We start from the raw sequence: 25318 nt of genomic DNA, 5'->3' as shown, positions 1-25318 counted from the left end.
CGAAGGAGAGTTGAACGGTGCTCAGGTTCCAGCCCAACCAGAGTGACGTACAAGGTGAGTTGAGGAAACTGTGCATGCCGGTATGAGCCGCCGCGCCCGCGTCGCCCACCGCACACCCCGCGGTCGTTCAATGTTCATCTTCTGCCTCGATTCTCCTCACGCGGCGCAGCAGCGCCGTTGGAGGCGGCCACCGCAGAAGGCGGCGGTGGAGTGAGAGAGGCGCATCATGGGGCACGGCCACAGTCACGGACCCGGGCATCACCACCACCACGACCATGACCACGAGCACGCGGCGCTCCCCGCCGCCTTCGACACCTCCGTGCCCGACGAGGCACTGAACCCCGAGCAGCAGTCGCGCCGTTCGCTGCTGCGCCGCGCCGGTCTCCTCGGCGCGGGCCTGGCCGCCGGGAGCGTTCTCGCCCCGCAGGCCGCCGCGCACGCCGCCTCCTCGGGCAGCCGCAGTAAGGGCTTCCTGTGGCTGGCCGGCGACCACCACATCCACACCCAGTACAGCAACGACGGCAAGTACCGCGTCGTCGACCAGGTCCGCCAGGGCGCCAAGCACGGCATGGACTGGCTGGTCATCACCGACCACGGCAACGCCACGCACGCCAAGATCGGTGTGGAGAAGGTCAACCCGGACATCCGGGAGGCTCGCTCCGCGTACGAGGACACCCTCGTCTTCCAGGGCCTGGAGTGGAACATCCCGGCCGCCGAGCACGGCACGGTCTTCGTGCACCCCGGCAAGAACGAGGTCTCCGTCCTCAAGCAGTTCGAAACCGATTACGACGGCAGCGTCAAGGGCGCCTCCGACTCCACGCCCGCCAACGAGGCGCTCGCCGTCGCAGGTCTGGCCTTCCTCTCCGACCAGGTGCGGCGGCGCAAGGTCAAGGACGCGCTGATGCTCGCCAACCACCCGGCGCGGCGCGGTGTCGACTCCCCGCACGAGATACGCGCCTGGCGTGACGCGACCCCCGCGAGCCACCAGATCGCCGTCGGCTTCGAGGGCGCGCCCGGCCACCAGGCCGCCGGCATCCCGGCGCCGCTCGGCATGGCCCGGGCCCGCGGCATCTACGACAACAACCCCAGCGCCAACTCCTTCGCCGGCTACCCGCTGGAGTCCTACCGCACGTGGGGCGGCTTCGACTGGATGACCGCCACCGTCGGCGGCCTGTGGGACAGCCTCCTCGCCGAGGGCAAGCCGTGGTGGATCACCGCCAACTCCGACTCCCACCAGGTGTACGCCGACACCGCGATGCGCGGCCCGAACAGCGACTACAACGCCAACGGCAAGTACGAGGACCCGGTCTACGGCGGCAAGATCGACCTCACCCAGGGCGACTACTGGCCCGGCTACTACAGCCGCACCCACGTCGGCGCGGACGGCTTCTCCTACGCCGCCGTCATGGACGGCATCCGCGCGGGCCGCATCTGGGTCGACCACGGCCAGCTGATCAGCGGCCTCGACGTCCGGGTGTCCGGCGGCAGCCGCTGGGCGACGCTGGGCGGCGCGCTGCACGTCCGCAAGGGCACGAAGGTCACGCTGACCGTGGACGTGGCCCTGGCCGGCGGCCCCAACTGGGCCGGTTTCCTCCCGCAGTTGGCCCGCGTCGACGTCATCCAGGGCGATGTCACCGGCGAGGTCGCCGACAAGGACACCTTCACCGCGCCGACGGCCAAGGTCGTCAAGTCGTACGAGGTGAACAAGTCCACCGGCACCGTCCGGCTCACCTACGAGCTCGGCCAGGTCGACCGCCCCGTCTACGTCCGCCTGCGCGGCACGGACGGCAATCGCACCGCCGTCGGCCCGATGGGCGCGGCCGTGGACCCGAGCGGCCCGGCCCTGGACGTCGTCGGCGACGCCGACCCGTGGACGGACCTGTGGTTCTACTCCAACCCGGTGTGGGTCCTGCCGTCGTGACGCCGTACGTCCTCACGGTGGACGCGGGGACGCAGGACCTGCGCGCGGCCGATCACCTGCTCCTGACGCTGGCGGCCGAACTCGCCCTCCCCGAGGGCACGTTCGGCTGTACGCACCTGGTGCGGGGGGACCGGCCGCGGGTGGCCCTCTCCTTCGCGGTCGAGTCGCAGGAGGTCCTGGGCGCGGCCTGCGAGTGGCTGACGGCCAAGGGGTACGAGGTGACGGACGGCGCTCCCGACGAGGCCGGCCGTGCGGTCCTCTACCCCGGCTCGGAAGCCCTCACCGGCACGCTGACGATCGCGGAGCTGCTGTCCGGTTCCGCGATCGACCGCGTGACGGTCCTGGGCACCGGCGGGGAAGCCGCGTCGGACACCACTGTCGTCACCCGGGATCACATACGCCCGCAGTGGCAGAACGGCGAGCTGGTCCTGGCCGTCATGCCCGCGGCGGGCGGCACGCTCGTCCCGTTCGAGGTGCCGGATCCGACACCCTGCTGCGCCGACCACTGAGGTCACTGGTGCGTCACGTCGAGGCGGACGACCGCGCCGATCTCGACGAGCTGGTCGGGCAGCGCAAGGTCGGAGACCCCCATGACGGTGCTGGTGGGCCGGTGGTCGCCGCAGTACGCGGCGTGCAGGCGGGCGACCGTGTCGAAGTGCTCCCGAAGGTCTCTGACGAGGACGGTGGTCTCGACGATCTGGTCGCGGGTGGCGCCGAAGTGCTCCAGTACCCGGTCGAGGTTGTCGAGCGTCGTCCTCACCTGGAGCTCGAAGTCGCCCGCCCCGACGAAGGCCCCGGTCATGTCGTGCGACAACTGCCCGGAGACGTAGAGCGTGTCGCCGGCCTGCACGGCCTGGCTGAACCCGTAAAGAGACTCCCACGGCATACCGAAGCCGAATTCCTTGGACCGGACCGTCACGTTTCTCTCCTTGTGGTCGACCGAACCATCCCCGCGCGGAGGGGGACGACAAGTAAGACCAGCATCGCCGCGACGGTGTGACAGGTGTCGTAGCACAACCACAAGCCCGAGAACCGTTCCTTCGATCGGGCGATGGCGGCAGCGACGGGACGGCCCGGTGGGGAGCCGCGCACAGCGAGCCCCTGATCGCACCGGGCCGTCATGGGTGGAGAGCTGACTCAGCGGCGGACGACCTGGGGTGCGATGTCCTCGGTGAATCCGTTCGTGCCGGATCCGGAGGGGGATACAGCCTTTGTGCCGGTGGCTCCGCAGAACGTGGCCTCCAGCGTCGCACCGAGTGTCGCGTTGACGGTTCTGTTGTTGGAGGTGTTCGCCAGGGAGGTCATGCTTCGGGTGCCGTCGGCGGTGGTGAAGGCGTAGGTGTAGTAGCCCTGCACGGTGCCGGTGTGGCCGTAGACCGTGGTGCCGCAGGACAGCTTCCTGGCGCGCAGCCCCAGGCCGTAGGACTGGCTGCCGTCCGCGTTGACCGGAACCATGGTCATCATCTGCTCCAGCTGCTCGGCGGGGAGGAGCTTCCCGGAGACGAGCGAAGAGAAGAAGCGGTTCAGATCTGCTGCGTTGGAGATGACCGCACCTGCGGACTGCCCCCACGAGACGGTCTGCTCGGTGGAGTCGACCAGGGGCAGGGTGGTGTCGTCCTGCCGGAGGTAACCGCGGGCATGGGAGCCGGCGATGGTGGTCTGCGGGTGGACGTAGGAGGTGTTCCTCAGCCGCAGGGGACCGAAGATGCGCTGCTGGTAGTGGGTGGCCATGGGCGTGCCGGTGATGTTCTCGATGAGCTGCCCCAGCACGACGAAGTTGGTGTTGGAGTAGCTGTAGGCCGCGCCCGGTGCGTTGTTCAGAGGGCGGGCGGTCGACAGGTCGATGAGCTCCTGGTAGCTGAACACCTTGTTCCGGACCGACTCGAAGCCCGGAACGGTGTAGTAGAACATGTCGTTGGTGTAGTCGTACAGGCCGCTGCGGTGGCTGAGCAGGTGCCGCACGGTGATGCGGTCGTCGGGCAGCGACTTGGGCAGGTAGGTGTTGGCAGGGGCGTCGAGGTCCACGCGCCCTTCGGCGGCGAGCTGCATCAGCACCACGGTGGTGAAGGTCTTGCTGACGCTGCCCACCCGGAACCTGCGGCCGGTGTCCATCTTGGTGTGGGTGGCGGTGTTCGCCTCCCCGGTGACGATGTGGTAGCTCCTGAGGCCCTCGTCGATCCGGGTGAGCGCTCCGGGCGCGCCCTGTGCCACGGCCGTCTTCTGAACGGAGCGCACCGCAGCGGTGTCCGGGGCGGGAGGGGCGGAGCCGTCCGCGACGGCAGGGGAGGCCGCCAGCGTGGCGATCAGGGTGGAGCCGGCGAGCATCATGCTCACGTCTTTGATTCGCATCCGAATCTTTCTGATGCGAAGAGTGGGAACGTGCCGCGCGGGCCGGACCCCCCGTCCGAAAGCCGTATCCGCACGGTCAGCCGAGCCAAAGCACAGGAGGACCAGTGCGGTTGGGCGGACGCAGAAGGGGGTCGTGGTTCTCGGCCTGGGCGGAACCGCAGGCATAGTAGTACGGCAACAGTGTGTTTCATGACGTGTGACGTCAGAAGACGACGTGTGCCGGGCCGGCACAAGGGATCTCGGCCAGAGGATCGGGCTCGGCGGTGGCGCCGCCACCCCACTCTTTGCTGCTTCCACCAGGGAGATATGCTGAATTTCGGTATTGATCCGGTGCTCCGCGCGGGGAGAGAGCCGACGCGTTGTCGTCATGCATCGTTCATGCGTAAGCATCCATGGCTGGTCACAACATGTGTTCCGTCGGTCTGTTTCCACGTCCGAACGGCCTGTTGTGATGCGCCTTGCGCCGCGGTGCAGATCGACAATTCATCACCCGCCTGGAGGGCCTTGTGGACGCCAGTGATGAGGCCGCACGCGGCCTGACCGACATCGAAGGATTCCTCTTCTGGGAAGCCCACCGCCGTACCGCTCAAAGTCGTGCGGCCAAATTCGCCGCACGGGTCGCCGGGCTGAGCGAGAGACAGAAAGCCGAGATCGAGCGGTGGTACGTGGAAGAGCAGGTCCGGGTGTGCCGGATGATGACGCAGCACATCACCGAGCACATCACCGCGGTGGAAGATCACCACGCCAAGCGCTGTGCACAGCTGCGCCGGAGCGCGTACCTGGCGGCAACTCTCATCACCGTGATGATGCTCGGCCTGTGCAGCGCGATGATCACCGCTGTCGTCGGCTGACCGAGCGGACCAGAACCGGGCAATGCCCCGGCCGGGTGATCGCCCTGCACAGAGCCTGAGCGGTCATCCACCGACGGTTCTTCACCGTCGTGGTGTGGCCTTGCCAGATACTCCGCCAAGCACAGTGACTACTCAAGACAGTGTGATTCTTGTCATCACACTGTTTTCCGCTCGCCGGCGGACGACCCGGCGCCCAGCCGACGCCATCCGTTCACCCAAGTACCTGTCGGCCTGGTGCGGACGCACCGGGAAGCAGGTTGACTTGATTCCATGGCAGGCCGCGGGACGTCCCCCGGCCCGCGCGGGCGGCGCGGGAGCAAGCCCGTGCAGCGGATGCCCCTGGATCCGAGGCGCTGGGCGGCGGCCCAACGCCTGAGAACCGGCGAGGCAGGCAGGCTGTGGAGTCAGCTCACCGCGGTCGACTTCTTCGGTCACTCGTTCCAACTGGCCGCCCTCGCCCTGCTGTGCTTCTTCCCCTTCCTCATCGTCGTCACTGCCGCGGCCGGCCGTGACGCCGCTGCAGTGGTCGCCAACTGGCTGGGACTGAACAAGCAGGCGGCCCAGGCCGTGGCGTCCCTCTTCGTGCCCGGCCATGGTCCGGCCACCCTCACGGTACCGAGCGCATTCCTGCTGGTTCTCGGGGCCGTCGCGGTCGCCGGCGTCCTGCAGAGCTGGTACCAGATGGTTTTCAGCGTCCCGGTCCGGGGATGGCGGGACATCGCAGCACGGCTCTACTGGCTCGCGACACTGCTCGCGTACGCTGCGGCGCAGGCAGCGATCGGCAGAGCCCTCGGCGGGCCGCTGCTCCAGAGCCTGTGCGGCCTGGTTGTGGCGACGTTCTTCTGGTGGTGGAGCATGTATGTGCTCCTGGTGGGAGCCGTCCGGTGGCGCACCCTTTTCCCGTCGGCCCTCGCCACCGGTGTCTGCTGGGTGGGCCTCGGGTTTTTCTCCGCCTTCTACTTCTCCACGGCGATCGTGGCCAACGAGCAGAAGTACGGCCCCATCGGCGTCGTCATGATCATCCTGTCCTGGCTGGTAGCGGTGGGCGTGGTCATCCACCTCGGAGCGGTCGTCGGCCGTCGGTACCTCGAACACCGCTCACGACCGGCTCCCACGAGCGGCCGAGCTTCCCGGCGGGACGACTGAGGCAGGGGCCCTGGGCCCTGTGCGGCGCGCTTGTACGGGGGAAGACTGTGATGCTGGTGGGAGAGAGCAGTCCCCCGCAGACAGGGGTGGTGAACGTCGTGGCAGTGAGCGGCGAAACCCCGCACGGACCTGCCGTCCCGTACGTCGATCCGCTGGGAGACCCGTTTCTGCGGACACGGTTCGCCGTGCCGGCGAGACCCGTCACGTTCCTGCGGCGCGAACGGCTGGCCGAGCACCTCGATCAGGCCCTGCTGACACCCCTGACGATGGTCAACGGTGCCGCCGGTGCGGGCAAGACCCTGCTGGTCGCCGACTGGGCCGCGGGCCTTGGGCGGCCGGTCGCCTGGCTCACCCTCGACGCGGCGGTCCAGGACCCGGTGATGTTCTGGGCCCATCTGCTCCAGGCCCTGCGCGCCGGCGGTGTGACGGTGCCCGGCGAGATCGGCTTCCCCGTCGGCGCGAGCGGGGTGAACCACACGTTCCTCACCCGGCTCGCCGCGCAGCTCAGTGGCAGCGACCGGATCGTGATCGTGGTGCTCGACGAGTACGACCAAGTGATCGCCCCGGAGATCGCGGAACAGCTGGAGTTCGTCCTGCACCACGCCGGGCCGGCACTGCGCCTGGTCCTCGTCACCCGCACCGAGCCGCTGTTGCCGCTGCACCGGTACCGGGCGGCCGGCACGATGACCGAGATAAGGAACGCCGAGCTGGCCTTCACCCCTCAGGAGACGGTCGCGCTGCTGGAGCTCCATGGACTGCACCTCTCCGTGCCGGCGGCGCGTGCTCTGGTGGACCGCACCCGGGGCTGGGCGGCCGGCCTTCGGCTGTGCGCCCTGGCCGCGCAGGAGAGCCCGGACCCGGAGGTCTATCTGAAGGAGTTCGAGGCGGGCCACAGCACGGTCGCCGACTTCCTGCTGGCCGAGGTGCTCAAGCGGCAGACGCCGCACACCCAGGACCTCCTGCTGCGCGTCAGTGTCCTGGACCGCTTCTGCGCCGACCTGGCGAACGCGCTGACCGAGCGGACCGATGCCGAGACCGTCCTCGCAGGCCTGCACCGCGAGAACGCGTTCGTCGAGGACCTCGGACACGCCTGGTACCGCCTCCATCCATTGTTCCGGGAAATACTCCGGGCCCATCTGCGGGAGCGCTGTCCCGGCCTGGAGCCGGAACTGCACCGACGGGCCGCGCAGTGGCTGCGGCGGTCCGGGTGGCTGCCGGAGATGCTGACCCACGGCGCCGCCGCGGGAGACTGGGAGTTCACCGCCCGTGCCCTGGTCGACGACCTGGCGATCGGGCAGCTGCTCACCCGCCTCTGCTCCGACGACCTGGCCGACCTGCTCGCCGGCATGGGACCCGAGGCGACGAGCCCCGCGACGGACCTGCTCCGCGCGGCTCGCGAGCTGTCCCGGCACGACCTCGAGCGCGGTCTGGCCCACCTCCACCATGCCGAGCAGCAGCTGGACGCTTCCGGGCCCGCGGCGGCCCGGCTGAGCTGCGCCCTGCTCGAGGTCCTGGCGGCCCGGCTGGCCGGATCCCCTCGCCGGGCGGAGCAGGCCGCGGCAGCGGCCCGGGAACTGCAGCGGGAAGTCCCCGCCCCTCTGCTGGACCAGCACCCGGAACTTCCCGCTCTGCTGCTGACCCATCTGGCCTCCACGCAGCTGTGGGCCGGGCGCTTCGACGAGGCGCGAGCCGCCCTCACCGCGGTGGCCGGCAGCCCCGGCGGTGCCTCCACGGCGATTGCCCGGGAAGAGTCCCTGGGGCACCTGGCGCTGATCGACTACCTCGACGGGTGGCCGAGCAGGGCGGAGCGCAACGCCTGTGCGGCGACGAGCGAGGCAGAACGGTTCAGCCTGCCCCAGCCGTGCGGCTCCGGGCTCGGACGGCTGGTCCTGGCCGCGGTGGCCGTCGACCGGGACGAACTGGGCCGGGCGCAGGCACTCCTCGACCAGACGCCCGACGCGGTGACGCGGGACCCGGTGACGGCTGCGGGCCGGTCCATCGCGACGGCCCGGCTGCTCCTGGCCCGGGGCAAGGCGCGCGCCGCGCTGGCGGCCGCGGATCCGGCCGTGTCGGCCGACGTCGCCTCGCCCTGGGCGGAAGGCCACGCCGCCCTGGTCGCCTCGGCCGCCCACCTGGCCGAAGGCCGCCCGGACGCGGCCGCCGAGGTGCTGCGGCAGGTGGCCGGAGGGCAGCCGGCGTGTGCTGTGGGCGCGGCACGGGCGCATCTCGCGGCAGGCGATCGGCTGGAGGCCGTCCACGCACTCGACGGCATCGCCGCCGAGGGGCGCGTCGGCCCGGCGGTGCGCGTCCGTGCCACGCTGGTCCGGGCGCAGGCCGCGAACACGGCGGGAGACGTCGCCACCGCCCGCAGGCTGCTGGCCGAGGCGCTCCAGGAAGCCCGGCGCGAGAGGCTGCGCCGTCCCTTCCTGGAAGCCGGACCGTGGCTCGGGCCCTTCCTGGTCTCGGCACCGCTGCAGCAACTGGCTGCCGGCTGGCTCACGCCGGGCCCCGCGGCACGAGGCGGGCCGCTCCGTCCCGCGGCCGAGCCGGCGCCCCTGCTGGTGGAGCCGCTGAGCGGACGTGAGCGCGAAGTGCTGCAGCGGCTCGCCCAGATGATGTCGACCGAGGACATCGCCGCCGATCTGTATGTGTCGGTGAACACGGTGAAGACCCACCTCAAGAGCGTCTACCGAAAGCTGGCGGTGAATCGGCGCCACGACGCGGTGCGGCGGGCACGGGAGCTGGGGCTGCTGTGACCCACTCGCTGATGACCGCGCGCCGACCCTGAGCCGGGGCGGATCCATGCGGTTGCGGCGCTCTCCCCCACGGCGGGTGAGGTGCCAGGTGGGCGTTTCGGGTGCGATGGGAGCGGCGGCGGGCCTGCCCGGCGCCGCCCGGGATGCCCGTGCCGTGGCCCGGGCCGACTCGGCGAGGTGGACACCGTGACACACTGGCGGGCGCTCATCGCCCTGGGTACCGCCCAGTTCTTGATGGTCCTGGACACGGCCGTCATGAACGTCTCCATCAGCCAACTGGTCGACGACTTCGACACCGAGGTCACCGCCATCCAGGCCGTCATCACGCTGTACGCGCTGGTCATGGCGGCGTTCATGATCGTGGGCGGCAGGCTCGGGGACATCCTCGGACGGCGGCGCATGTTCTTCCTGGGGCTCGTCGTCTACGCCACCGGGTCGGCCCTGACCGCCATGGCCCCCACCTTGTGGGTCCTGGCGCTGGGCTGGTCGGTCATCGAGGGGCTCGGGGCCGCGATGGTGCTGCCGGCCATGGCGGCTCTCGTCGCCGAGAACTACCCGGGGCGGGACCGGGCCGTCGCCTACGGCGTCATCGGGGGACTGGCCGGTGCGGGGATCGCGGTCGGCCCGTTGCTGGGCGGCTGGGTGACGACGTACCTCACGTGGCGGCTGGTTTTTGCCGGTGAGGTGGTGATCGTCGTGGCCGTTCTGTGCTTCCACCGTGTGATCGCGGTGTCCCCCCGGACCGGTCGGCGCCCCCGGCTGGACGGTGTCGGCGCCGCCCTCTCGGCTGCCGGTCTGGGGCTGGGCGTGCTCGGGGTGCTGCAGAGCGGCACCTGGGGCTGGGTGCGGCCCCGCAACCCGCCCTTCACCGTCCTGGGCTTCGCCCCGACGCTGTTCCTCATCGGTGCCTCAGTGGCCGTACTGGCCGGCTTCGCGCACTGGGAGCGGCGGCGGGAGGCCCACGGCACCGATCCCCTGGTGCACCTGTCCCTGCTGCGTCAACCCGTGCTGCGCTCCGGACTGCTGTCGTTGCTCAGCCAGAACCTCATCCTGCTGGGGCTGTTCTTCACCATCCCGCTGTACTTGCAGGTGGTGCAGGGCTTCGACGCCTTCCAGACCGGTCTGCGACTGCTCCCGGTGTCCGCCACCATGCTGGTCGCCTCCACAGTCGGCTCCCGGCTGGGGCGGGTGGCGGGACCGCGCCGGGTGGTCCGTCTGGCCCTGGGCACCCTGGCGGCAGCCGTTGTATGGCTGCTGGCCACCATCGACCCGGTCATCGACGACGCGCAGTTCGCCGCGGCCATGGCCCTGCTGGGGGTCGGCATGGGCCTGCTGGCCTCGCAGCTGGGCAACGTCGTCCAGTCCAGCGTGGGCGAGGAGGAGCGCAGCGAGGCAGGTGGGCTGCAGTTCACCGCTCAGAACCTGGGCTCCGCGCTGGGCACCGCACTCATCGGGTCGCTGCTCATCGGCGCCCTGGCCCACGCCTTCACCACGCACGTGGAGGACGACCCACGGCTGTCGGAGGAAGCCCGTCGGCAGACGGGCGTGGCCCTCGAAGCCGGGATCAGCTTCGTCCCCACCGAGCAGGTGCGCTCGGCGGCCGAACGCGCCGGGCTGCCACCTGCCGAGGTCGATGCCGTCGCGCACTCCTATGCGTCCGCGCAGCTGGACGGGCTGAAGGCGGCGATCCTCGCCACCGGTGGGATCACTCTCGCCAGTTTCCTGGTCACCCCGCGTCTGCCGGCCGGGCGGGGAAACGGGACGCAGACCCCCGGCACCGGTGCCCCGACCGAGGTGCCGGACTCGACGCGCTGAGTCCGCAGGGAGGCCGCGATGCACCAGACAGAGCAGAGCACGCCCAGGGAGCGCAGAATCGAACGCCGCGCCCACGCCGACTACACCGGTGGCGTCTACGGCTCCATGCTCGCCGCTTCCGTGATCGTGGGCGCCGGTCACCTGGGCTCGTTTCCACGTGTGCAGCTGGTGCTGCTGCTGTTGCTCACCGGCGGGGTGTTCTGGGGCGCGCATGTGCACGCCCAGTTGTTCGGGGCGCGCCTGGCGCAGCAGACCCTGGACCGCCGGGCCGTGCTGCACGTGTTCCGGGACGAGTGGACCATCGTGAAGGCGGCGATCCCGCCGGCCGTCGCCGTGGCCGTGAGTCCGCTGCTCGGCCTGGACGTGCCCGGTGCTCTCTGGCTGGCGCTCGCCGTGGCCGTGGCCGGGCAGGTGGGCTGGTCGATGGCCGCGGCACGGCGTGCCGGCACGTCCTGGCGTCTGACGGCCGTCACCGCACTGGTGAACCTGCTGCTGGGTCTGCTGATCATCCTGTTCAAGCTCATCCTGCACTGACAGAGGTCGTCCGCGTCGGCGGCGCCGGATCACCTGTACCGGGTGAGGGCGGGAGGCGTATCGAGGCGCACGATCGCAGTCAAGGGCGCCGTCCGGCTGCCCTTGGCGGTCCGGGGAGAGCAGCTCATGCGTTATGAGATCCGCATCGACGGAAACATGTCGGAGGTGCTGGCCAAAGTATTCCCGGAGCTGGACCACGTGGTGATGTCCGGTCAGACCATCCTGTACGGGCCTGTCGTCGACGAGGCGCACCTGTACGGGCTGCTGGCCCGCTGCCAGTCGCTGGGGTTGCGGATCGTGGAGATGCGCCAGGTGCCGGAGTGATCCCTCCGCACGGCGGCCGCATCGGCATGTCACAGGCGTTCCGCACTGATCCTTCCTGAGCGGGTGGCGGCGCCCAGCGCCTCGAAGTCCCGCTCGTTCTGGTCGGCGTAGCCTTGCGCGAACCCGGCGAGAGCCCGGTCGAAGCGGTCGCCGGCGCCCAGGTAGGCGGCGATGGCGACGGGGTCGCCGGAGCGGGCGTGGGCCCGCGCCAGACAGGCTCCGCACAGCCGCGCGAACAGGCACAGCAGGGCAGGGCTCATGGTGTCCGGCCGCGCGATGCCCTTCCAGTCCCGCAGCTGGCGTACGTAGAAGTCGCGTCCGCGCCCGTCGAGGCCCTCGGCGTGCGTCCAGCCCAGGAAGATGTCGCCGGCCGTCTGGATCAGCCGCTGACCGGCCACCACCCGGCGGCCCTGGTTGTCGTAGTGCTCGCCGCCGGTGTGGGCGGCGAGCACCGACTCCTGCGCCTCCTTGGCCTGCAGTACAAGGGGGTCGTCGTCGTCCCTGCCGAGCAGGAGCAGGATCCAGCAGCGGGTACCGACACTGCCGACGCCCACCACTTTGCGGGCCATGTCCACCAGACGGTAGTGGTGCAACAGGTGCCGGCGCTCGGACGACAGGGTCCGGGCGTATCCCTCCAGAACGCGGTGCAGCAGCTTCTCCTGCGCTTGCTCGGACGGGTCGGTCATCATGTCCCGCAGCGGGGTGATCAGTGGAGGGTCCGGTGCGATCCGGCGGCCCTCGGCCGTGGCCCGGGTGAGTTTCGCGAAGGCCTGCAGGTGGGTACGGGTACGGGCGCGCGCCATCGCCTCGGCGGTACGGCTCCTGGCCTCCCTGGTCATCGACGCGGCCAGCAGATCCCGTAGGTGGTCGGCGTCGTCCTGCGCGTACCAGATGTCCAGGGTGCGCATGCCGGCGAACTCCCGCATCCGCCGCCGGTACGCCCGCACGCATGCCTCCACCGCTCTGTCCTGTTCCTTGACCGGGAAACCGTTGGCACGGCCCGCGATCGCGAAGCTTGCCGCCAGCCGTTTGACGTCCCATTCGAACGGCCCGGCCAGCGTCTCGTCGAAGTCGTTGATGTCGAAGACCAGATGACGCTCCGGCGAGGCCAGCAGCCGGAAGTTCAGCAGGTGGGCATCGCCGCAGAGCTGCACCGTCAGGCCGGTGTTCGGGACGGGCCCCAGGTCCGTGGCCATGACCGCCGCCGCACCCCGGTAGAAGCGGAAGGGGGACTCGAGCATCCGGCCGTAGCGGATCGGAACCAATTCCGGTAGCCGCGTGGCCGATTGCCGCTCCAGCACCTCGACGGGGTCGGGCCGTTCCTGTCCTGCCTCGAACCAGCCGTGGCAGGAACGCGAGGCGCGTTTGCGCGCGTTCCTGCCGTACGCCGCTCTCTCGGCCGGTGTCAGAGAGGCCGTGAACGCGCTCGGTATGGTCATGGCTCAACCTCCTGGGCCGCCGTCCTCTTGCCGGGGAGTCCTACTCCGGCGGCTCCCGGCCCTGCCGCCGCAGCCCCGCCCGTACCGCGCCCGCGAGCACCCGTACGGCGACGCCCACGAGCAGCAGACCGCCCGCCATCTGCACCATCGTCGCCACCCGCCCGGTCTGAGAGCGGGCGGTGATGTCGCCGTAGCCGACAGTGGTGAACGTGGTGAGCGTGAAGTACAGGGCGTCCGTCCTGGTCAGCGGTTCGCTGAAGGAACCCGGGAGGTAACGCTCCAGCAGGTAGTAGACGTCGGCGAACAGCACCAGATACAGCGTCAGCGTGGCGGCCAGGGCTTCGACGGCCTTCAGACGGGGATGGGGCGAGCGCACAATGGCCCACACCTCCCACGAGAAGACCAGGGCGACCACGAACAGGCCGCACGCGAGCACGGCCGCCGCACCGATCGTGTCGCTCCGTTCCAGAGGCAGCAGGTAGTACGCGGTGACGAGGCCCGCCGCAATGAACATGGCGCGGGCGACGGCCACGGCCGCCGCCCGCCGACCGGGGCCCTGGCCGGGCCGGGTGTCCTCCGCCCGGACAGCCGGGGGATCGCTCATCTCGTGCCCTCTTCGTTCGGTCTGCCGGACACCGGTGAACGCGTCCGCTCCCACCTCATCGCCCAGGTGCCGCCGACGGATCACCCGCTGTGGGTGACCACGCGGCTGACGGCGCGCGGGACGCTGGCGCGATGACGTCTTCGGCGCGCCCGCCGACCCGGCTGCCCGGCCTGTTCGAGACGGCGGCCGCCCCCGCCCGGCGAGCCGCACTCCGCAGGTCGCGCACCCCGGCACCGCGCGGAACCACCGCGACTGTGTGACATCCCGCTCGGTGCGTGGTCAGGCGGCTCCGGGCCGGGCCGGCCGGGGTGGTGGCCACCCCCTCCGTCACCTGGTGGCAACGTGCCGGCACCTGCCGGGGCAGCAGGCACGACCAAGGAGCAGCCATGGTCCCGAACAACGCCTCCGGGTCCTCCCCCTCCGGCGGAACCCCGGAAACGGGCCGAGTTCTGACGGCCGCCGAACACGCGGAGTACGAGCGTCTGCGCCGAGCAGCGAAGACACGCCACCGGTGGGCAAAACAGGTGGGCGCCTCCGTCCTCCTGCTGCTGGCCCTCCTGCTCGCCCCCGCGGCCGTGGTCGCTGCCTGGGTGGACGACGAGGTCTCCGACACCGACCGGTACGTGCAGACCGTCGCGCCGCTGGCAGCGGATCCGGCGGTTCAGGAGGCCCTGATCGACCGGCTGACCGACCGCGTGGTGGACAACGTGGGCGTCGAGGCGGTGACGGACGCGCTCGCCAAGGCGCTCGCGGACGCCGGAGCGCCACCGCGCGTGGTGCAGGGAGCCGAGGCGCTCGACGGCCCGCTGCGCTCCGCGGTCAGGTCCGTGGCCGACCGCGTCATCCGCCGAGTGGTCACCAGCGACACCTTCGAGCAGGCATGGGAGGGCGCCAACCGGCGTGCCCACGCCGCGGTGGTGAACATGCTCACCGGAGAGCGTGAGGGTGCCCTGCGCGCCGAAGGCGACGCCGTCCAGCTGAACCTCGGAGCGGTCGTCGACGAGGTGCGCCAGCGCCTCGTCGACGCGGGATTCGACAAGGCCTCCGCCATCCCGGACACCGACCGGACGATCACGCTGTTCGAGACGGAGAAACTGGGCAAGGCACAGGACGCGATGCGGTTGCTGGACATCATGGGCACCTGGCTGCCCGTGCTGACCGTCCTGCTCGCCGCCCTCGCCGTGTGGACCGCTCCGGCACACCGGGTGATGCTCCTGATCGCGGCCGTCGGCGTCGGTGTGATGATGGTGGTGCTGCTTGTTGCGCTGGCCGTCGTACGACGGGTCTACCTCGACGCCGTCCCACCGTCGGCCCTGCCCCCCGACGCCGCTGCGGTGATTTTCGATACGTTCGTGCGCTTCCTGCGCGACAGCACCCGCACCCTCCTCGTCGTGGCCGTCATCACAGCACTGGCCGCTTACCTGTTCGGTCCCGGACGCGCGGCCCGCGGCGTACGGACGCTCGCCCAGCGGGGCACCACGGCCACCGGGCGGGGACTGCACCGCGTCGGGGTGCACACCGGCTCGACCGGACGGTGGCTGGACGCCCACCGGTCGTGGATCACCGGAGTCGTCATCGGGGCGGGCGCCGTGGCACTCGTGCTCTGGAACCACCCCACGGTCGGCGCGGTGGCGCTCGTCCTCGGCCTGGTCCTGGTCGTGCTGGCCGTCGTGGCGGTGCTCGCCGCCGCAGCGGGACCGGAGCCGGCCGCGACCGCCGCGGGGGAGCCGGGGCGACGGGCCCCGTGAGCCATGGCCGACAGATGTCGAACGGTGATCAGGCCGCACGGTACGCCCGCCGCCGACCGTCGGCGGGCACGCTCACCCGCCTCGGGTGAGGCGCACGGGCCTTGCCGTGGGCACGCTGAGAAACGGCACCCACCGCCTACCGGACGCACGCCCGGGACGGAGACGAGACCATGAGCGCGCAGACGTACCTCGCGTACGACTTTCCGCTGTTGAGCGCTTTCTGGACCCTGCTGTGGTTCTTCCTGTGGATCATGTGGTTCGTCCTGCTCTTCCGGATCGTCGTCGACATCTTCCGTGACGACTCCCTGAGTGGCTGGGCCAAGGCCGGCTGGCTGGTGCTGGTCGTCGTCCTGCCCTTCCTGGGCGTGTTCGTCTATGTGATCGCCCGCGGCAAGAACATGGGCCGCCGGGAGATCGCGCAGGCGCGCATGCAACAGGAGGCGTTCGAGAGCTACATCCGGGACGCCGCCAAGGGCGGCGCAGGACGGCCCAGCAGCGTCGACGAACTCGCCAAACTGTCCGAGATCCGCGCCCGCGGCGACATCACGGATGAGGAGTTCCGCAGGGCGAAAGAACTGGTCCTGACCGGCTCGGGCCCCATGGAGCACCCGACCCGCACCACCCCCGCCTCCGGTCGCTGAACCGCCGGACGACCACCAACCGGACAGCACGACATCGAAAGAGGTAACAGGATGGCTGCCACACAACCCGCACGCGCACACCCGGCCAAGCAGGCATGGGCCACCGGCCTGATGGCCTTCGCGGCCGTCATGCTCATGATCGCCGGAGTGCTCGACATCATGCGAGGCATCGCGGCGATCGTCGAGGACGACGTCTTCGTCTCGACGCAGAACTACATCTTCGAGTTCGACCTCACCGGATGGGGCTGGATCCACCTCGCCCTGGGCGCGCTCGCTGTCATCGTCAGCCTGGGGCTGTTCCAGGGGGCGACGTGGGCACGCGTCGCCGGCGTGGCCATCGCCGGACTCGTCATCCTCGCCAACTTCCTCTCCCTGCCGTACTACCCGGTCTGGTCCGTCGTGATGATCGCCATCTCGGGGTTCATCATCTGGTCCCTGTGTGTGGCGCGGGAGTCCTTCGAATCGTTCGAGCGCGCGCCGCGCGGCGCGTGACATCGGCTCGGGCGGCGAGGACCGTGCGTCGGAACAGATCACGGACCCGGCCCCAGGGGGCCGTACCGCCCTAGCCGTTCACCCCCGCGTAGTGCCTCAGACTCCACCGCCACAGCAGCCTCGCCCCGAGGTACCCGACCAGCCCCAGCAGCGGTGACGCCGCCGCCAGCCAGTAGGGGACGCTCGTGTCGTGCCCGGTGAGGACCGCCGCCGGGAAGTACGCGACGAAGGCGAGGGGGAGACCGTACGTCAACAGGCCGCCCACCGCCCTCGGGAGGACGTTGAGCGGGTAGCTGCCGAACGTGCCGAGGAGTTCCTCCAGCCAGCGGCCCCAGTAGTCGGCGGCCGGGAAGCGCAGCGACGCGCAGGCCACCACCGTGAACAGGGCCGCCTCCAGGAGCATGCCCCCGAGGACCGCGGCGATCAGATAGCCGATCCGGCCCGCCGTCCAGTCCAGGTCGGAGCGGGCCAGCGCGCCCCACATCAGGCCCGCCGCGACCGTCAGGTCACCGATCGCGTTGGTCGGGAAGAACTCCAGCTGCACCTGGCGGTGGACCGGCATGGGGCGCAGGAGGTAGACGTCGATCCTGCCCTCCTGGATGTGCCGGCCCAGACCGTGCACCCGGCCCAGGAACAGCACGAACAGGCCGTGCGCCAGCATCCGCGTCGCCGGGATCAGCAGCACGTCCGAGCTGTCCCAGCCGCCCATCCCGGTGAACCGGGTGAGCAGCACGGTCGCGAACACGATCACCGAGACCTGCCAGACCGCGCCGATCGCGATCATCATCAGGAACTCGGAGCGGTACTCCAGCTGCGCGCGGAAGTTCAGGCGGGTGATCCGCCAGACGATGCGCACCGCGTTCACCGGTCAGCCTCCCTGGGAGATCACACGCCGGGCGGCGCGCCGCCACAGCAGTCGGGTGAACAGGGCCAGCGCCACGACCCAGGCGGCCTGTACGGCGAGTTCGGCGCCCGCCTCGGACAAGGGGATCCGACCCACGTACAGCGACAGCGGCACGTTCAGCGTCGCCTGGAAGGGAAGGAAGCCGCTGAGGGTGATGAACCAGTCCGGGAAGAACCACAGCGGCGCGTACACCCCGGCCAGCAGGTTCTGCGCGAAGATCAGGATGAGCATCGCGGCGCCGTTGCGGAGCGTGAAGAAGCACAGCTGGTCGATGACGAGCATGACGTAGTACAGGACCCACTGGCCGAGCAGCATGCTCAGTACGAACACGGCTGCCACGGCCGCGGATTCGGGGGGTTCAACGACACCCGCGGCGAGGCACACGGCGTATCCCATGAGCGCCCAGGCGAGGCCGTACAACTGCTCGCCCAGCGCCCGCAGCGCGTAGTAGCGCTGCGGGGGCAGCGGGCGCAGGTACCAGTAGACGATCGTGCCGAAGTGCATGTGCTGCAGCACGGTGTCCCGACCGGCGTACTGGTCCAACTCCCGTAATCTCAGGGCGAGTACCGCCATCACGGCGTACGTCACCGCCTGGTCGCGGTCGAGTCCTGCGGTGCTGTCGGTCTGTGCGTACAGGCCCTGCCACAGCGACCACACCAGCACCACCTGCACCGTCAGCCGAAGCAGGGCCCCGGTGATGCGCGCAGGGGTGTGCAGCTCGCCGAGCGGCGTGACCCGAGCGGCGCGCCAGGCGTGCGCCATCGCCATCACGCGTCTCCCGCCTGGACGTACGCCGCCCGCATCACGTCCTCCAGGTCCGCCTCGTCGATGGCTATGTCACTCACCTCGTACCGCTCGATGACGGCCTTCAGCGCCTGGTGGACGGTGGGTGCGCCGGGACCGTCCGGGCCGAAGACGACGCGCGGGCCGTCCTGCCGCACCAGGGTGATACCGGGCAGCGGTACGACGTCGGTGTGCGCGTCGGCAAGCGTCGCCCGCACCTGCCAGGTGGAGCCGAACTTGCGGCGGATCTCGTCGAGTGTGCCGTCGAGCACCAGGCGGCCGTGGTTGACCAGGACCACGCGCTCGGCGAGCCGCTCGACCTCCGTCATGTCGTGCGTGGTGAGCAGGACCGTACGGCCGCGCTCCTCGACCTGGTGCCGCAGGAACTCCCGCACCTGCTCCTTGACCACCACGTCCATGCCGATGGTCGGTTCGTCGAGGAAGACGACCTGCGGGTCGTGCAGCAGGGCGGCGGCGAGGTCGCAGCGCACCCGCTGGCCGAGGGAGAGGTGACGTACGCGGGTGTCCCAGAAGGAGGACAGGTCGAGGAGGTCGTCGAACTCCTTCAGGCGCGCGGCGTGTTCGGCCTTCGGCACCTCGTAGATGTCCCGCAGGATCGCGAACGACTCCCGCACCGGCAGGTCCCACCACAACTGGGTGCGCTGCCCGAACACGGCGCCGATGTTGCGGGCGTTGCGCTCCCGCTCCTGGTACGGCACGACGCCCGCGACCCGGGCCTCACCGGCCGTCGGGGTGAGGATGCCGGTGAGCATCTTGATCGTGGTGGACTTGCCGGCGCCGTTCGGGCCGAGCAGGGCGAGCAGTTCGCCGGGGGCCACGTCGAAGGTGACGTCGACGACGGCATGCTTGGCGACCCGCTCCGGGTTGACGAGGGAGCGCAGCGCCCCGGCCAGGCCGGGACGCCGCACGGTGGTGTGGAAGGTCCGGGTCAGGCCCCGGACCTCGATACTGCCACTCAATTGATCTCCGAGAAGACGAAGGAGAACTCCGCGGGCTCCGCCCGCAGGAAGTACTGCGGCAGCGGGCCCGGGCCGCACGACTGCGAGCCGATGCCGTGCTGGCGGTGGTCGAGGTTGACCCACACCGTGTCGCCCGGCGTGAGGTCGGTGCGGTGGCGGGCGGCGTCCAGTTGTTCGGTCGTCCAGCGTCGGGCGGTGAACCAGAACTCCGGGTCGCCCTCGATGCGCAGGCCGCCGATCTCCACCCAGCGGACGTCGGCGCGGGCGCCGTTCTCCTGCGGGCGGACGTACGGAGTCTGCAGCTCGTCGACGGTGGAGTGCCAACTGCCCAGCATCGACGCGGACCTGGTGTCCGGGTAGGCCTCGCCGGGACCGCCGCCGAACCACTTCACCCGGTCGGCCTGCGCGAGAGCGAACCGGATGCCGAGCCGGGGCAGCGGCACCGTCCAGTCGCCCTCCGGCGCCACGGACACGGACAGTCGCAGCCGGGTGCCGTCGGAGGTCCAGCGGTACACCGTGCTCAGGCCCACCTCCCAGGCGGCGGGCGCCACCCGGGTCCGTACCGTCAGCGCGTCGTCGCCCGACTCCACGGCATCCAGGCGGTGTTGCATGCGGTGCAGCCCGTACTTGCGCCACAGCAACCCGTACCGGGTGTCGGTCTGCCACTCGGCGCCGTCGTCGTTGTCGGTGGGCGCCCGCCACACATCCAGACGCAGGGCGCTCACCTCGACGCCGCCGATGGTCCTCAGCGCGCCGGTGCGGGCGTCGAAGGCGGCCGGGCCGAGGTGGATCTGCTGCTCGCTCGCGGTGGGGCGGTCGGTCGCGGCCACCGTGGGCAACGGACGGGCGGAGACGGGGAACTGGCCCCATGCGACCTCGTGGTCCTTCGGGCCCCACGCCGTGTCCGACGCCAGCAGCGCCCGCACCGTCCACTGGGTCTCCGAACCGCCCCGCGCGTCGGCCGGCGGCTCGGGCAGCTTCACCTCGGCCGACTCGCCCGGCGCCAACACCGGCACCGACAGCGCGCCCGCCTCGACCGTCTCGCCGTCCACCTGGTACGACCACTCGAAGGCGAGTGCCGACAGATCGGCGAAGTCGTACTTGTTGGTCACGCGTACGGTGCCGTCCGCGCCGTCGCCCTCGATACGGACCGGCTCGATGACCTTCTTGTACTCGACGAGCCCGGGGGAGGGTGTGCGGTCCGGGAAGATCAGCCCGTCGCAGACGAAGTTCCCGTCGTGCAGCTCCTCACCGAAGTCGCCGCCGTAGGCGTAGCCCAGCTCGGGGTGCTTGATGCCGTGGTCGATCCACTCCCAGATGAAGCCGCCCTGGAGCCGGTCGTACGCCTCGTACAGCCGCTGGTAGTCGGCGAGTCCGCCGGGGCCGTTGCCCATGGCGTGCCCGTACTCGCACTGGATGAAGGGGAGTTCGCGGCGCCGGTGGGTGCCGCCGTCGAGCTTCCGGCCGATCTTCTCGACCTCTTCGTGGAAGGCGTACATCCGCGAGTACACGTCCGTGTCACGACAGTTGATGTCGCCCTCGTAGTGCACGAGCCGGTCGGGGTCCCGGTCGTGGATCCACTCGGCCATCGCGGTCAGCCCGCGCCCGGTGCCGGCCTCGTTGCCGAGGGACCAGAACACGACGGACGGGTGGTTCTTGTCGCGCTCGACCATGCGGGCCGCGCGGTCCAGCAGGGCGGGGGTCCAGCGGTCGTCGTCGACGGGGTTGTCGCGCCAGGCCTGCTCGGTGAAGCCGTGCGTCTCGAGGTCGCACTCGTCGATCACCCAGAGGCCGTACTCGTCGCACAGGTCGAGGAAGGCCGGGTGCGGCGGGTAGTGCGAGGTGCGGACGGCGTTGAGGTTGTGCCGCTTCATCAGCAGCACGTCCTCGCGCATGGTCTCCAGGTCGAGGGCGCGGCCCTTCTCGGGGTGCCACTCGTGGCGGTTGACGCCCTTGAAGAGGATCGCCCTGCCGTTGACCTTGATCAGGCCGTCCTCGAGGACGACCGTACGGAAGCCGATGCGCAGAGGAACGCTCTCGCCTTCCGTGACCAGCCGGCCGTCGTACAACCGAGGCGTCTCGGCGCTCCACGGCTCGACCGCGACCGTCACCGGCTCGCCGGTCGCGACATCGATGTCCAGGGCGGGCACGGTGACCCGGCCCTCGACGTCGGAGTCGACGCGCAGGGTGCCCTCGCCGGTGACGTGGTCGTAGGAGGCGTGCACGAAGAAGTCGCGCACACTGCCCGCCGGGCGGTGCAGCAGGGTGACGTCACGGAAGATGCCCGGCAGCCACCACTGGTCCTGGTCCTCCAGGTACGAGCCCGCCGACCACTGGTGGACACGGACGGCGAGCACATTGCCGGCCGGCTTCAACAGCTGCCCGACCGCGAACTCGTGCGGCAGGCGGGAGCCCTTGAACTGGCCGAGCTCCGTGCCGTTGAGCCAGACGCGGGCGCAGGACTCGACGCCGTCGAAGCGCAGGACGGCGTCGCCGTCCGACGGCCAGTCGTCCGGGAGGTCGAAGACCCGGAGGTGGTCGCCGGTGGGGTTCTCGGTGGGGACGTGCGGCGGGTCGACCGGGAACGGGTAGAGGTGGTTGGTGTAGATGGGTGAGCCGTGCCCCTGGAGGACCCAGTGGCCGGGGACGGCGACCTCCGCCCAGGCCCCGGCGTCGTACCCGGGCTCGGCGAAGGAGTCGTCCTCGGCGTCGGCGGTCGGCGACAGGCGCAGGCGCCAGGTGCCGTTGAGGGACAGGGAGGCCGCGTCGGAGGACGCGTACCAGGCGCGGGGCGGCAGGGCCCCGCTGCCCGGTGCGACGTCCTCGACGTAGTCGATGACGGTGGTGGTGCGGAAGGACATCGGTCTCCTAGGTCAGCCCTTGATGCCGGTCTGTGCGACGCCCTGGACCAGCCAGCGCTGCAGGAACAGGAACACGAACACCAGGGGCAGGATGGAAATGGCGGTGGCCATGAAGATCAGGTGGAAGTTCACGGTCTGGTTGGTCATGTACGAGGAGAGCGCGACCTGCACCGTCCACGCCTCCTGGTCCTGGCCGATGACCAGGGGCCACAGGAAGGCGTTCCAGCCGCTGATGAACGTGATGGTCGCGATGGCGGCGAAGAAGTTCAGCGAGTTGGGCACGACGATGCGCCAGTACGCGCCCCAGTAGCCGAGTCCGTCCACGCGTGCCGCCTCCTCCAGCTCCTTGGGGAACCCCAGGAAGTACTGCCGGAACAGGAAGCAGGTGAAACCGCTGAACAGCCCCGGAATGACCAGTCCGCGCAGTGTGGACACCCATCCGAGTGACGAGACGAGCACGAAGCTGGGGACGAAGGTGACGGCGGTCGGGACCATCAGGGTCACCAGAACGGCGTAGAAGATCTTGTTGGCGTGCTTGTACGGGATGCGGGCGAGGCCGTATCCGGCGAGCGAGCACACCAGGAGGGTGCCGATGGTGTGCAGGACGCCGACGACCGTGGAGTTCCACAGGGACTGGGCGAAGGGGACCGTCGGGTCGTCGAACAGCTCGGTGAAGTTGCCCCACTGGATGTCGGTGGGGAAGAACTTCCAGTTCTCGCCGGTGATCTCCGCGTCCGTGGACAGGGCGTTGCGGACGATCAGATAGAAGGGGACCAGGAAGAGGAAGGCGGCGATACCGGTTGCGACGTACAGGCCGGTGGAGCCGAGGACACCGCCGCGCTTGATCTTGCGCGGTTTCCCGACGGTGGGCGTGGTGGTGGTCACTTGGACTCCTCACCCCTTCCGAAGCCCATGATCCTGCCCTGGAGCAGGGTCACCATGCAGATGAGCAGGGTCAGGATCATCGCGCCCGCGCTGCCGGCGCCGTAGTCCTGGTTCTCGCCGAGGGCCGTGTAGTAGAGCTCGACCAGTGGCGGGCGGCCCCAGGTGGTCTTGGCGAGCAGGTTGAAGAACTCGTCGAAGGCCTGGTAGGCGGCGACGAGCAGCAGCAGGATCACGGCCGTCGAGGTCGCGCGCAGCTGCGGCAGGGTGACGTACCGGAAGGTCTGCCAGCCGGGCTTGGCGCCGTCGATGGCGGCGGCCTCGTACAGCTCGTTCGGGATGTTCTGCAGCGCCGCCAGGAACAGGATCATGTAGAAGCCGGCCTGGAGCCAGAGGCGTACGGTGACGATGACCAGCCAGTACCAGGGCGGGTCGGGGTTGGCCAGCCAGGCGATGTTGTCGATGCCGAACCAGCTGAGGACGGTGTTCATCAGGCCGAAGCGGACACCGCTGAAGATGGACATCTTCCAGATCAGCGAGGCGGCGACGAAGCTGACCGCCGTCGGCAGGAAGAACACCGACCGGAAGAACGCCTTCATGAACCGGATGCGGTGCACCAGCAACGCCAGGCCGAGCGAGAGCGCCCAGGTGATGGGTACGACGATCGCGGCGAAGACGGTGAAGGTGACGAGGGAGTCGACGAACTTGTCGTTCGTCAGCATGTACTTGTAGTTGTCGAAGCCGATGAACTCGCTGGGCGTGACCGTGAAGCGGGCCTCGAAGAAGGAGAGGTAGGCGCTCCAGCCGATCGGGATGTAGACGAAGATCACGAGCCCGACGAGGAACGGGCCGGTGAAGAGCCAGAAGTTGAGGGTGCGGCCGCGGATGCCGCGCCGCCGCGGGACCGAGGGGGTCTTCGCGGCGGCGGGGCTCTTGGCGACCCCGGGCGTGGTGGTGGTCGACATGTCGTGGTCCGTCCGCCGGCCTATCCGAACAGCTTCTTCAGCTCGCGGTTCACCGTCTTGTCGGCCTTGTCGAGCGCGGCCTCCGGGTTACCGCCCTTGCGGACGGAGTCGGCGATGACGCCCTCCAGGGCGACGATCATGGCCTGCGTCCAGGCCGGGTTGTCGAAGTGGCCGAACTCGTTGAAGAGCTTCACGCCCTCGGCGGCCAGACCCGACTTGAGCTTGTCGGCGGACTCGGCGAGCGAGGTGCGCGGCGGGATGTGGAAGCCGTAGGAGAGGGCCCAGTCCTCCTGGTACTCCTTCTGGTCGATCCAGAGCCACTTGACGTACTCCTTCGCCTCGTCGAGGTGCTTCGACTTGGCGTTGACGAACATCGACCAGCCGCCGTTCGTGACCGCCGGCTTGGCGCCGTCCGCCGAGGACGGGAACGGGATGATGCCGACGTCGTCACCGAGCGCCTGCTGGATCACCGGCATCGCCCACATGCCGCACCACTGCATGGCGACCAGGCCCTGGGTGAGCGCCGACGGGTCCCACCAGTCGGCGGGGGCGTCGAGCAGCATGTGGCCGCCCTTGAACATCGTGCGGAGCTTGGTCAGACCCTCGGCGACCGCGTCCGTGTGGTACGCGATCTGGTTCTTGTCGTCGAGGGTGTCGGCGCCGGCCGACCAGATCAGCGGGTTCATCACCGGGGTGACCGAGTTGCCGAGGAAGACACCCTTGACCTTGTCGGTGGTGAGCTTGGCCGCCGCCTCGACCAGCTCGTCCAGCGTCGTCGGCGGCTCGATGCCGGCGTCCTCGAGCATCGACTTGCGGTAGTAGAAGAACTGCGGGTCGTCGATCATACGGACGCCCCATATCTTCCCGTCGATGGTGTGCGAGGCGATGTCGGCCTGGTTGAAGTCGTCCTTGACCGGGTTGATGATGTCGCTCAGATCCGCCACCTGGCCGCTCTTGACGAGCTGGATCTGCGGGTGGAACTCGAAGACGTCCGGCGCGTTGTCGGTGAGCAGGGCGGAGAACAGCTTGCTCTCGAAGTTCGAGCCGGTGATCCACTGCGTGGTCACCTTCGCCTTGTCGTAGGCCGCCGCGTACTTCTTGATGGCCTGCTCGGTGCCGGCCTCGCCGTACGCGTGGAAGTACTGCACCAGGTTCGTGCCCGAACCCGAGCCGCCCCCACGCCCGTTGTTGCTCCCGCAGGCCGCCAGCCCGCCGGCGGCGGCCAGGCCCATGGCGGCCCGGAGTACGGATCGGCGGTCCCAGTTGGTGTTGCTGAATGCCGACATGCTGACGTCCTTGTCTCGAGTACGGCTGCGGCTCGGT

The 25318-nt window shown here is 69.9% G+C and carries 24 protein-coding genes; 13 read left to right on the top strand and 11 right to left on the bottom strand.

The window, feature by feature from the left end:
- Positions 1-226: 226 nt before the first annotated feature.
- Both ACFV7R_RS05410 and ACFV7R_RS05405 read left to right on the top strand, forming a co-directional pair.
- On the top strand, positions 227-1921 hold the full coding sequence (locus tag ACFV7R_RS05410; protein ID WP_385260151.1) for a PHP domain-containing protein: 1695 nt from the start codon (positions 227-229) through the stop codon (positions 1919-1921).
- The gene (locus ACFV7R_RS05405; RefSeq protein ID WP_385260150.1) at positions 1918-2430 is read left to right on the top strand and encodes a hypothetical protein; all 513 of its coding nucleotides are present in this window, start codon (positions 1918-1920) and stop codon (positions 2428-2430) included. The genes ACFV7R_RS05410 and ACFV7R_RS05405 overlap by 4 nt, the downstream gene beginning before the upstream one ends.
- A gap of 2 nt (positions 2431-2432) precedes the next feature.
- Here ACFV7R_RS05405 and ACFV7R_RS05400 read toward each other — a convergent pair whose 3' ends face one another.
- Positions 2433-2840 (bottom strand): RidA family protein, encoded by a 408-nt coding sequence (locus ACFV7R_RS05400; protein ID WP_385260147.1) that lies wholly within the window; start codon positions 2838-2840, stop codon positions 2433-2435.
- 218 nt (positions 2841-3058) lie between these two features.
- The gene (locus ACFV7R_RS05395) at positions 3059-4270 is read right to left on the bottom strand and encodes a serine hydrolase domain-containing protein (RefSeq protein WP_385260144.1); all 1212 of its coding nucleotides are present in this window, start codon (positions 4268-4270) and stop codon (positions 3059-3061) included.
- Between the two features lie 458 nt (positions 4271-4728).
- On the opposite strand from ACFV7R_RS05395, the gene ACFV7R_RS05390 reads away from it, so the two are divergent.
- From ACFV7R_RS05390 to ACFV7R_RS05365, 6 genes are all read left to right on the top strand, one after another.
- On the top strand, positions 4729-5121 hold the full coding sequence (locus ACFV7R_RS05390) for a hypothetical protein (RefSeq protein ID WP_385260142.1): 393 nt from the start codon (positions 4729-4731) through the stop codon (positions 5119-5121).
- A gap of 333 nt (positions 5122-5454) precedes the next feature.
- Positions 5455-6267, top strand: coding sequence for a ribonuclease BN (locus ACFV7R_RS05385; RefSeq protein ID WP_385260568.1), 813 nt, complete (start codon positions 5455-5457; stop codon positions 6265-6267).
- Positions 6268-6317: 50 nt separating this feature from the next.
- Positions 6318-9023: a LuxR C-terminal-related transcriptional regulator gene (locus ACFV7R_RS05380; protein ID WP_385260139.1), complete on the top strand. Its 2706-nt coding sequence runs from the start codon at positions 6318-6320 to the stop codon at positions 9021-9023.
- Positions 9024-9209: 186 nt separating this feature from the next.
- Positions 9210-10838, top strand: a complete 1629-nt coding sequence (locus ACFV7R_RS05375) for an MFS transporter (RefSeq protein ID WP_385260137.1) — start codon at positions 9210-9212, stop codon at positions 10836-10838.
- Positions 10839-10856: 18 nt separating this feature from the next.
- A complete protein-coding gene (locus ACFV7R_RS05370; RefSeq protein ID WP_385260135.1) occupies positions 10857-11372 on the top strand; it encodes a hypothetical protein in 516 nt (171 codons plus the stop codon).
- Positions 11373-11498: 126 nt separating this feature from the next.
- Positions 11499-11696: a hypothetical protein gene (locus ACFV7R_RS05365; RefSeq protein WP_129801708.1), complete on the top strand. Its 198-nt coding sequence runs from the start codon at positions 11499-11501 to the stop codon at positions 11694-11696.
- A 29-nt stretch (positions 11697-11725) separates the two neighbouring features.
- On the opposite strand, the gene ACFV7R_RS05360 is transcribed toward ACFV7R_RS05365, so the two are convergent.
- Positions 11726-13135: a DUF2252 domain-containing protein gene (locus ACFV7R_RS05360; protein ID WP_385260131.1), complete on the bottom strand. Its 1410-nt coding sequence runs from the start codon at positions 13133-13135 to the stop codon at positions 11726-11728.
- 40 nt (positions 13136-13175) lie between these two features.
- On the bottom strand, positions 13176-13739 hold the full coding sequence (locus tag ACFV7R_RS05355; protein ID WP_385260128.1) for a potassium channel family protein: 564 nt from the start codon (positions 13737-13739) through the stop codon (positions 13176-13178).
- Positions 13740-13742: 3 nt separating this feature from the next.
- On the opposite strand from ACFV7R_RS05355, the gene ACFV7R_RS05350 reads away from it, so the two are divergent.
- From ACFV7R_RS05350 to ACFV7R_RS05330, 5 genes are all read left to right on the top strand, one after another.
- Complete coding sequence (locus ACFV7R_RS05350) at positions 13743-13874, top strand: hypothetical protein (RefSeq protein ID WP_385260126.1); 132 nt, start codon at positions 13743-13745, stop codon at positions 13872-13874.
- Positions 13871-13999, top strand: a complete 129-nt coding sequence (locus tag ACFV7R_RS05345) for a hypothetical protein (RefSeq protein ID WP_385260124.1) — start codon at positions 13871-13873, stop codon at positions 13997-13999. Before ACFV7R_RS05350 ends, ACFV7R_RS05345 begins: the two co-directional genes overlap by 4 nt.
- Positions 14000-14125: 126 nt before the next feature.
- Positions 14126-15487: a hypothetical protein gene (locus tag ACFV7R_RS05340; protein WP_385260121.1), complete on the top strand. Its 1362-nt coding sequence runs from the start codon at positions 14126-14128 to the stop codon at positions 15485-15487.
- A 170-nt stretch (positions 15488-15657) separates the two neighbouring features.
- Complete coding sequence (locus tag ACFV7R_RS05335) at positions 15658-16128, top strand: SHOCT domain-containing protein (protein WP_385260118.1); 471 nt, start codon at positions 15658-15660, stop codon at positions 16126-16128.
- Positions 16129-16179: 51 nt separating this feature from the next.
- Positions 16180-16620, top strand: coding sequence for a hypothetical protein (locus ACFV7R_RS05330; protein WP_385260116.1), 441 nt, complete (start codon positions 16180-16182; stop codon positions 16618-16620).
- 70 nt (positions 16621-16690) lie between these two features.
- On the opposite strand, the gene ACFV7R_RS05325 is transcribed toward ACFV7R_RS05330, so the two are convergent.
- Genes ACFV7R_RS05325 through ACFV7R_RS05295 form a run of 7 tightly spaced genes read right to left on the bottom strand, consistent with a single transcriptional unit; the run spans position 16691 to position 25281 of the window.
- Entirely contained in the window at positions 16691-17485 is a 795-nt protein-coding gene (locus ACFV7R_RS05325; RefSeq protein ID WP_385260113.1) for an ABC transporter permease, read from the bottom strand.
- Positions 17486-17488: 3 nt separating this feature from the next.
- On the bottom strand, positions 17489-18292 hold the full coding sequence (locus ACFV7R_RS05320) for an ABC-2 family transporter protein (protein ID WP_385260111.1): 804 nt from the start codon (positions 18290-18292) through the stop codon (positions 17489-17491).
- Positions 18292-19287 carry an ATP-binding cassette domain-containing protein gene (locus ACFV7R_RS05315; RefSeq protein ID WP_385260109.1) on the bottom strand — a complete coding sequence of 332 codons (996 nt, stop codon included), beginning with the start codon at positions 19285-19287 and terminating at the stop codon, positions 18292-18294. The genes ACFV7R_RS05320 and ACFV7R_RS05315 overlap by 1 nt, the downstream gene beginning before the upstream one ends.
- A complete protein-coding gene (locus ACFV7R_RS05310) occupies positions 19284-22148 on the bottom strand; it encodes a glycoside hydrolase family 2 TIM barrel-domain containing protein (RefSeq protein ID WP_385260107.1) in 2865 nt (954 codons plus the stop codon). Before ACFV7R_RS05310 ends, ACFV7R_RS05315 begins: the two co-directional genes overlap by 4 nt.
- 12 nt (positions 22149-22160) lie before the next feature.
- The gene (locus ACFV7R_RS05305; RefSeq protein ID WP_385260105.1) at positions 22161-23033 is read right to left on the bottom strand and encodes a carbohydrate ABC transporter permease; all 873 of its coding nucleotides are present in this window, start codon (positions 23031-23033) and stop codon (positions 22161-22163) included.
- Positions 23030-23995: a carbohydrate ABC transporter permease gene (locus ACFV7R_RS05300; RefSeq protein WP_385260103.1), complete on the bottom strand. Its 966-nt coding sequence runs from the start codon at positions 23993-23995 to the stop codon at positions 23030-23032. Before ACFV7R_RS05300 ends, ACFV7R_RS05305 begins: the two co-directional genes overlap by 4 nt.
- 20 nt (positions 23996-24015) lie before the next feature.
- Positions 24016-25281 carry an ABC transporter substrate-binding protein gene (locus tag ACFV7R_RS05295; RefSeq protein WP_385260101.1) on the bottom strand — a complete coding sequence of 422 codons (1266 nt, stop codon included), beginning with the start codon at positions 25279-25281 and terminating at the stop codon, positions 24016-24018.
- Positions 25282-25318 lie beyond the last annotated feature (37 nt).

Source organism: Streptomyces sp. NPDC059866, assembly GCF_042731325.1.
In the GTDB taxonomy this organism is placed as follows: domain Bacteria; phylum Actinomycetota; class Actinomycetes; order Streptomycetales; family Streptomycetaceae; genus Streptomyces; species Streptomyces flavusporus.
Note: the sequence above shows the minus strand (reverse complement) of the source record. Positions and strands in the feature narration are given on the sequence as shown.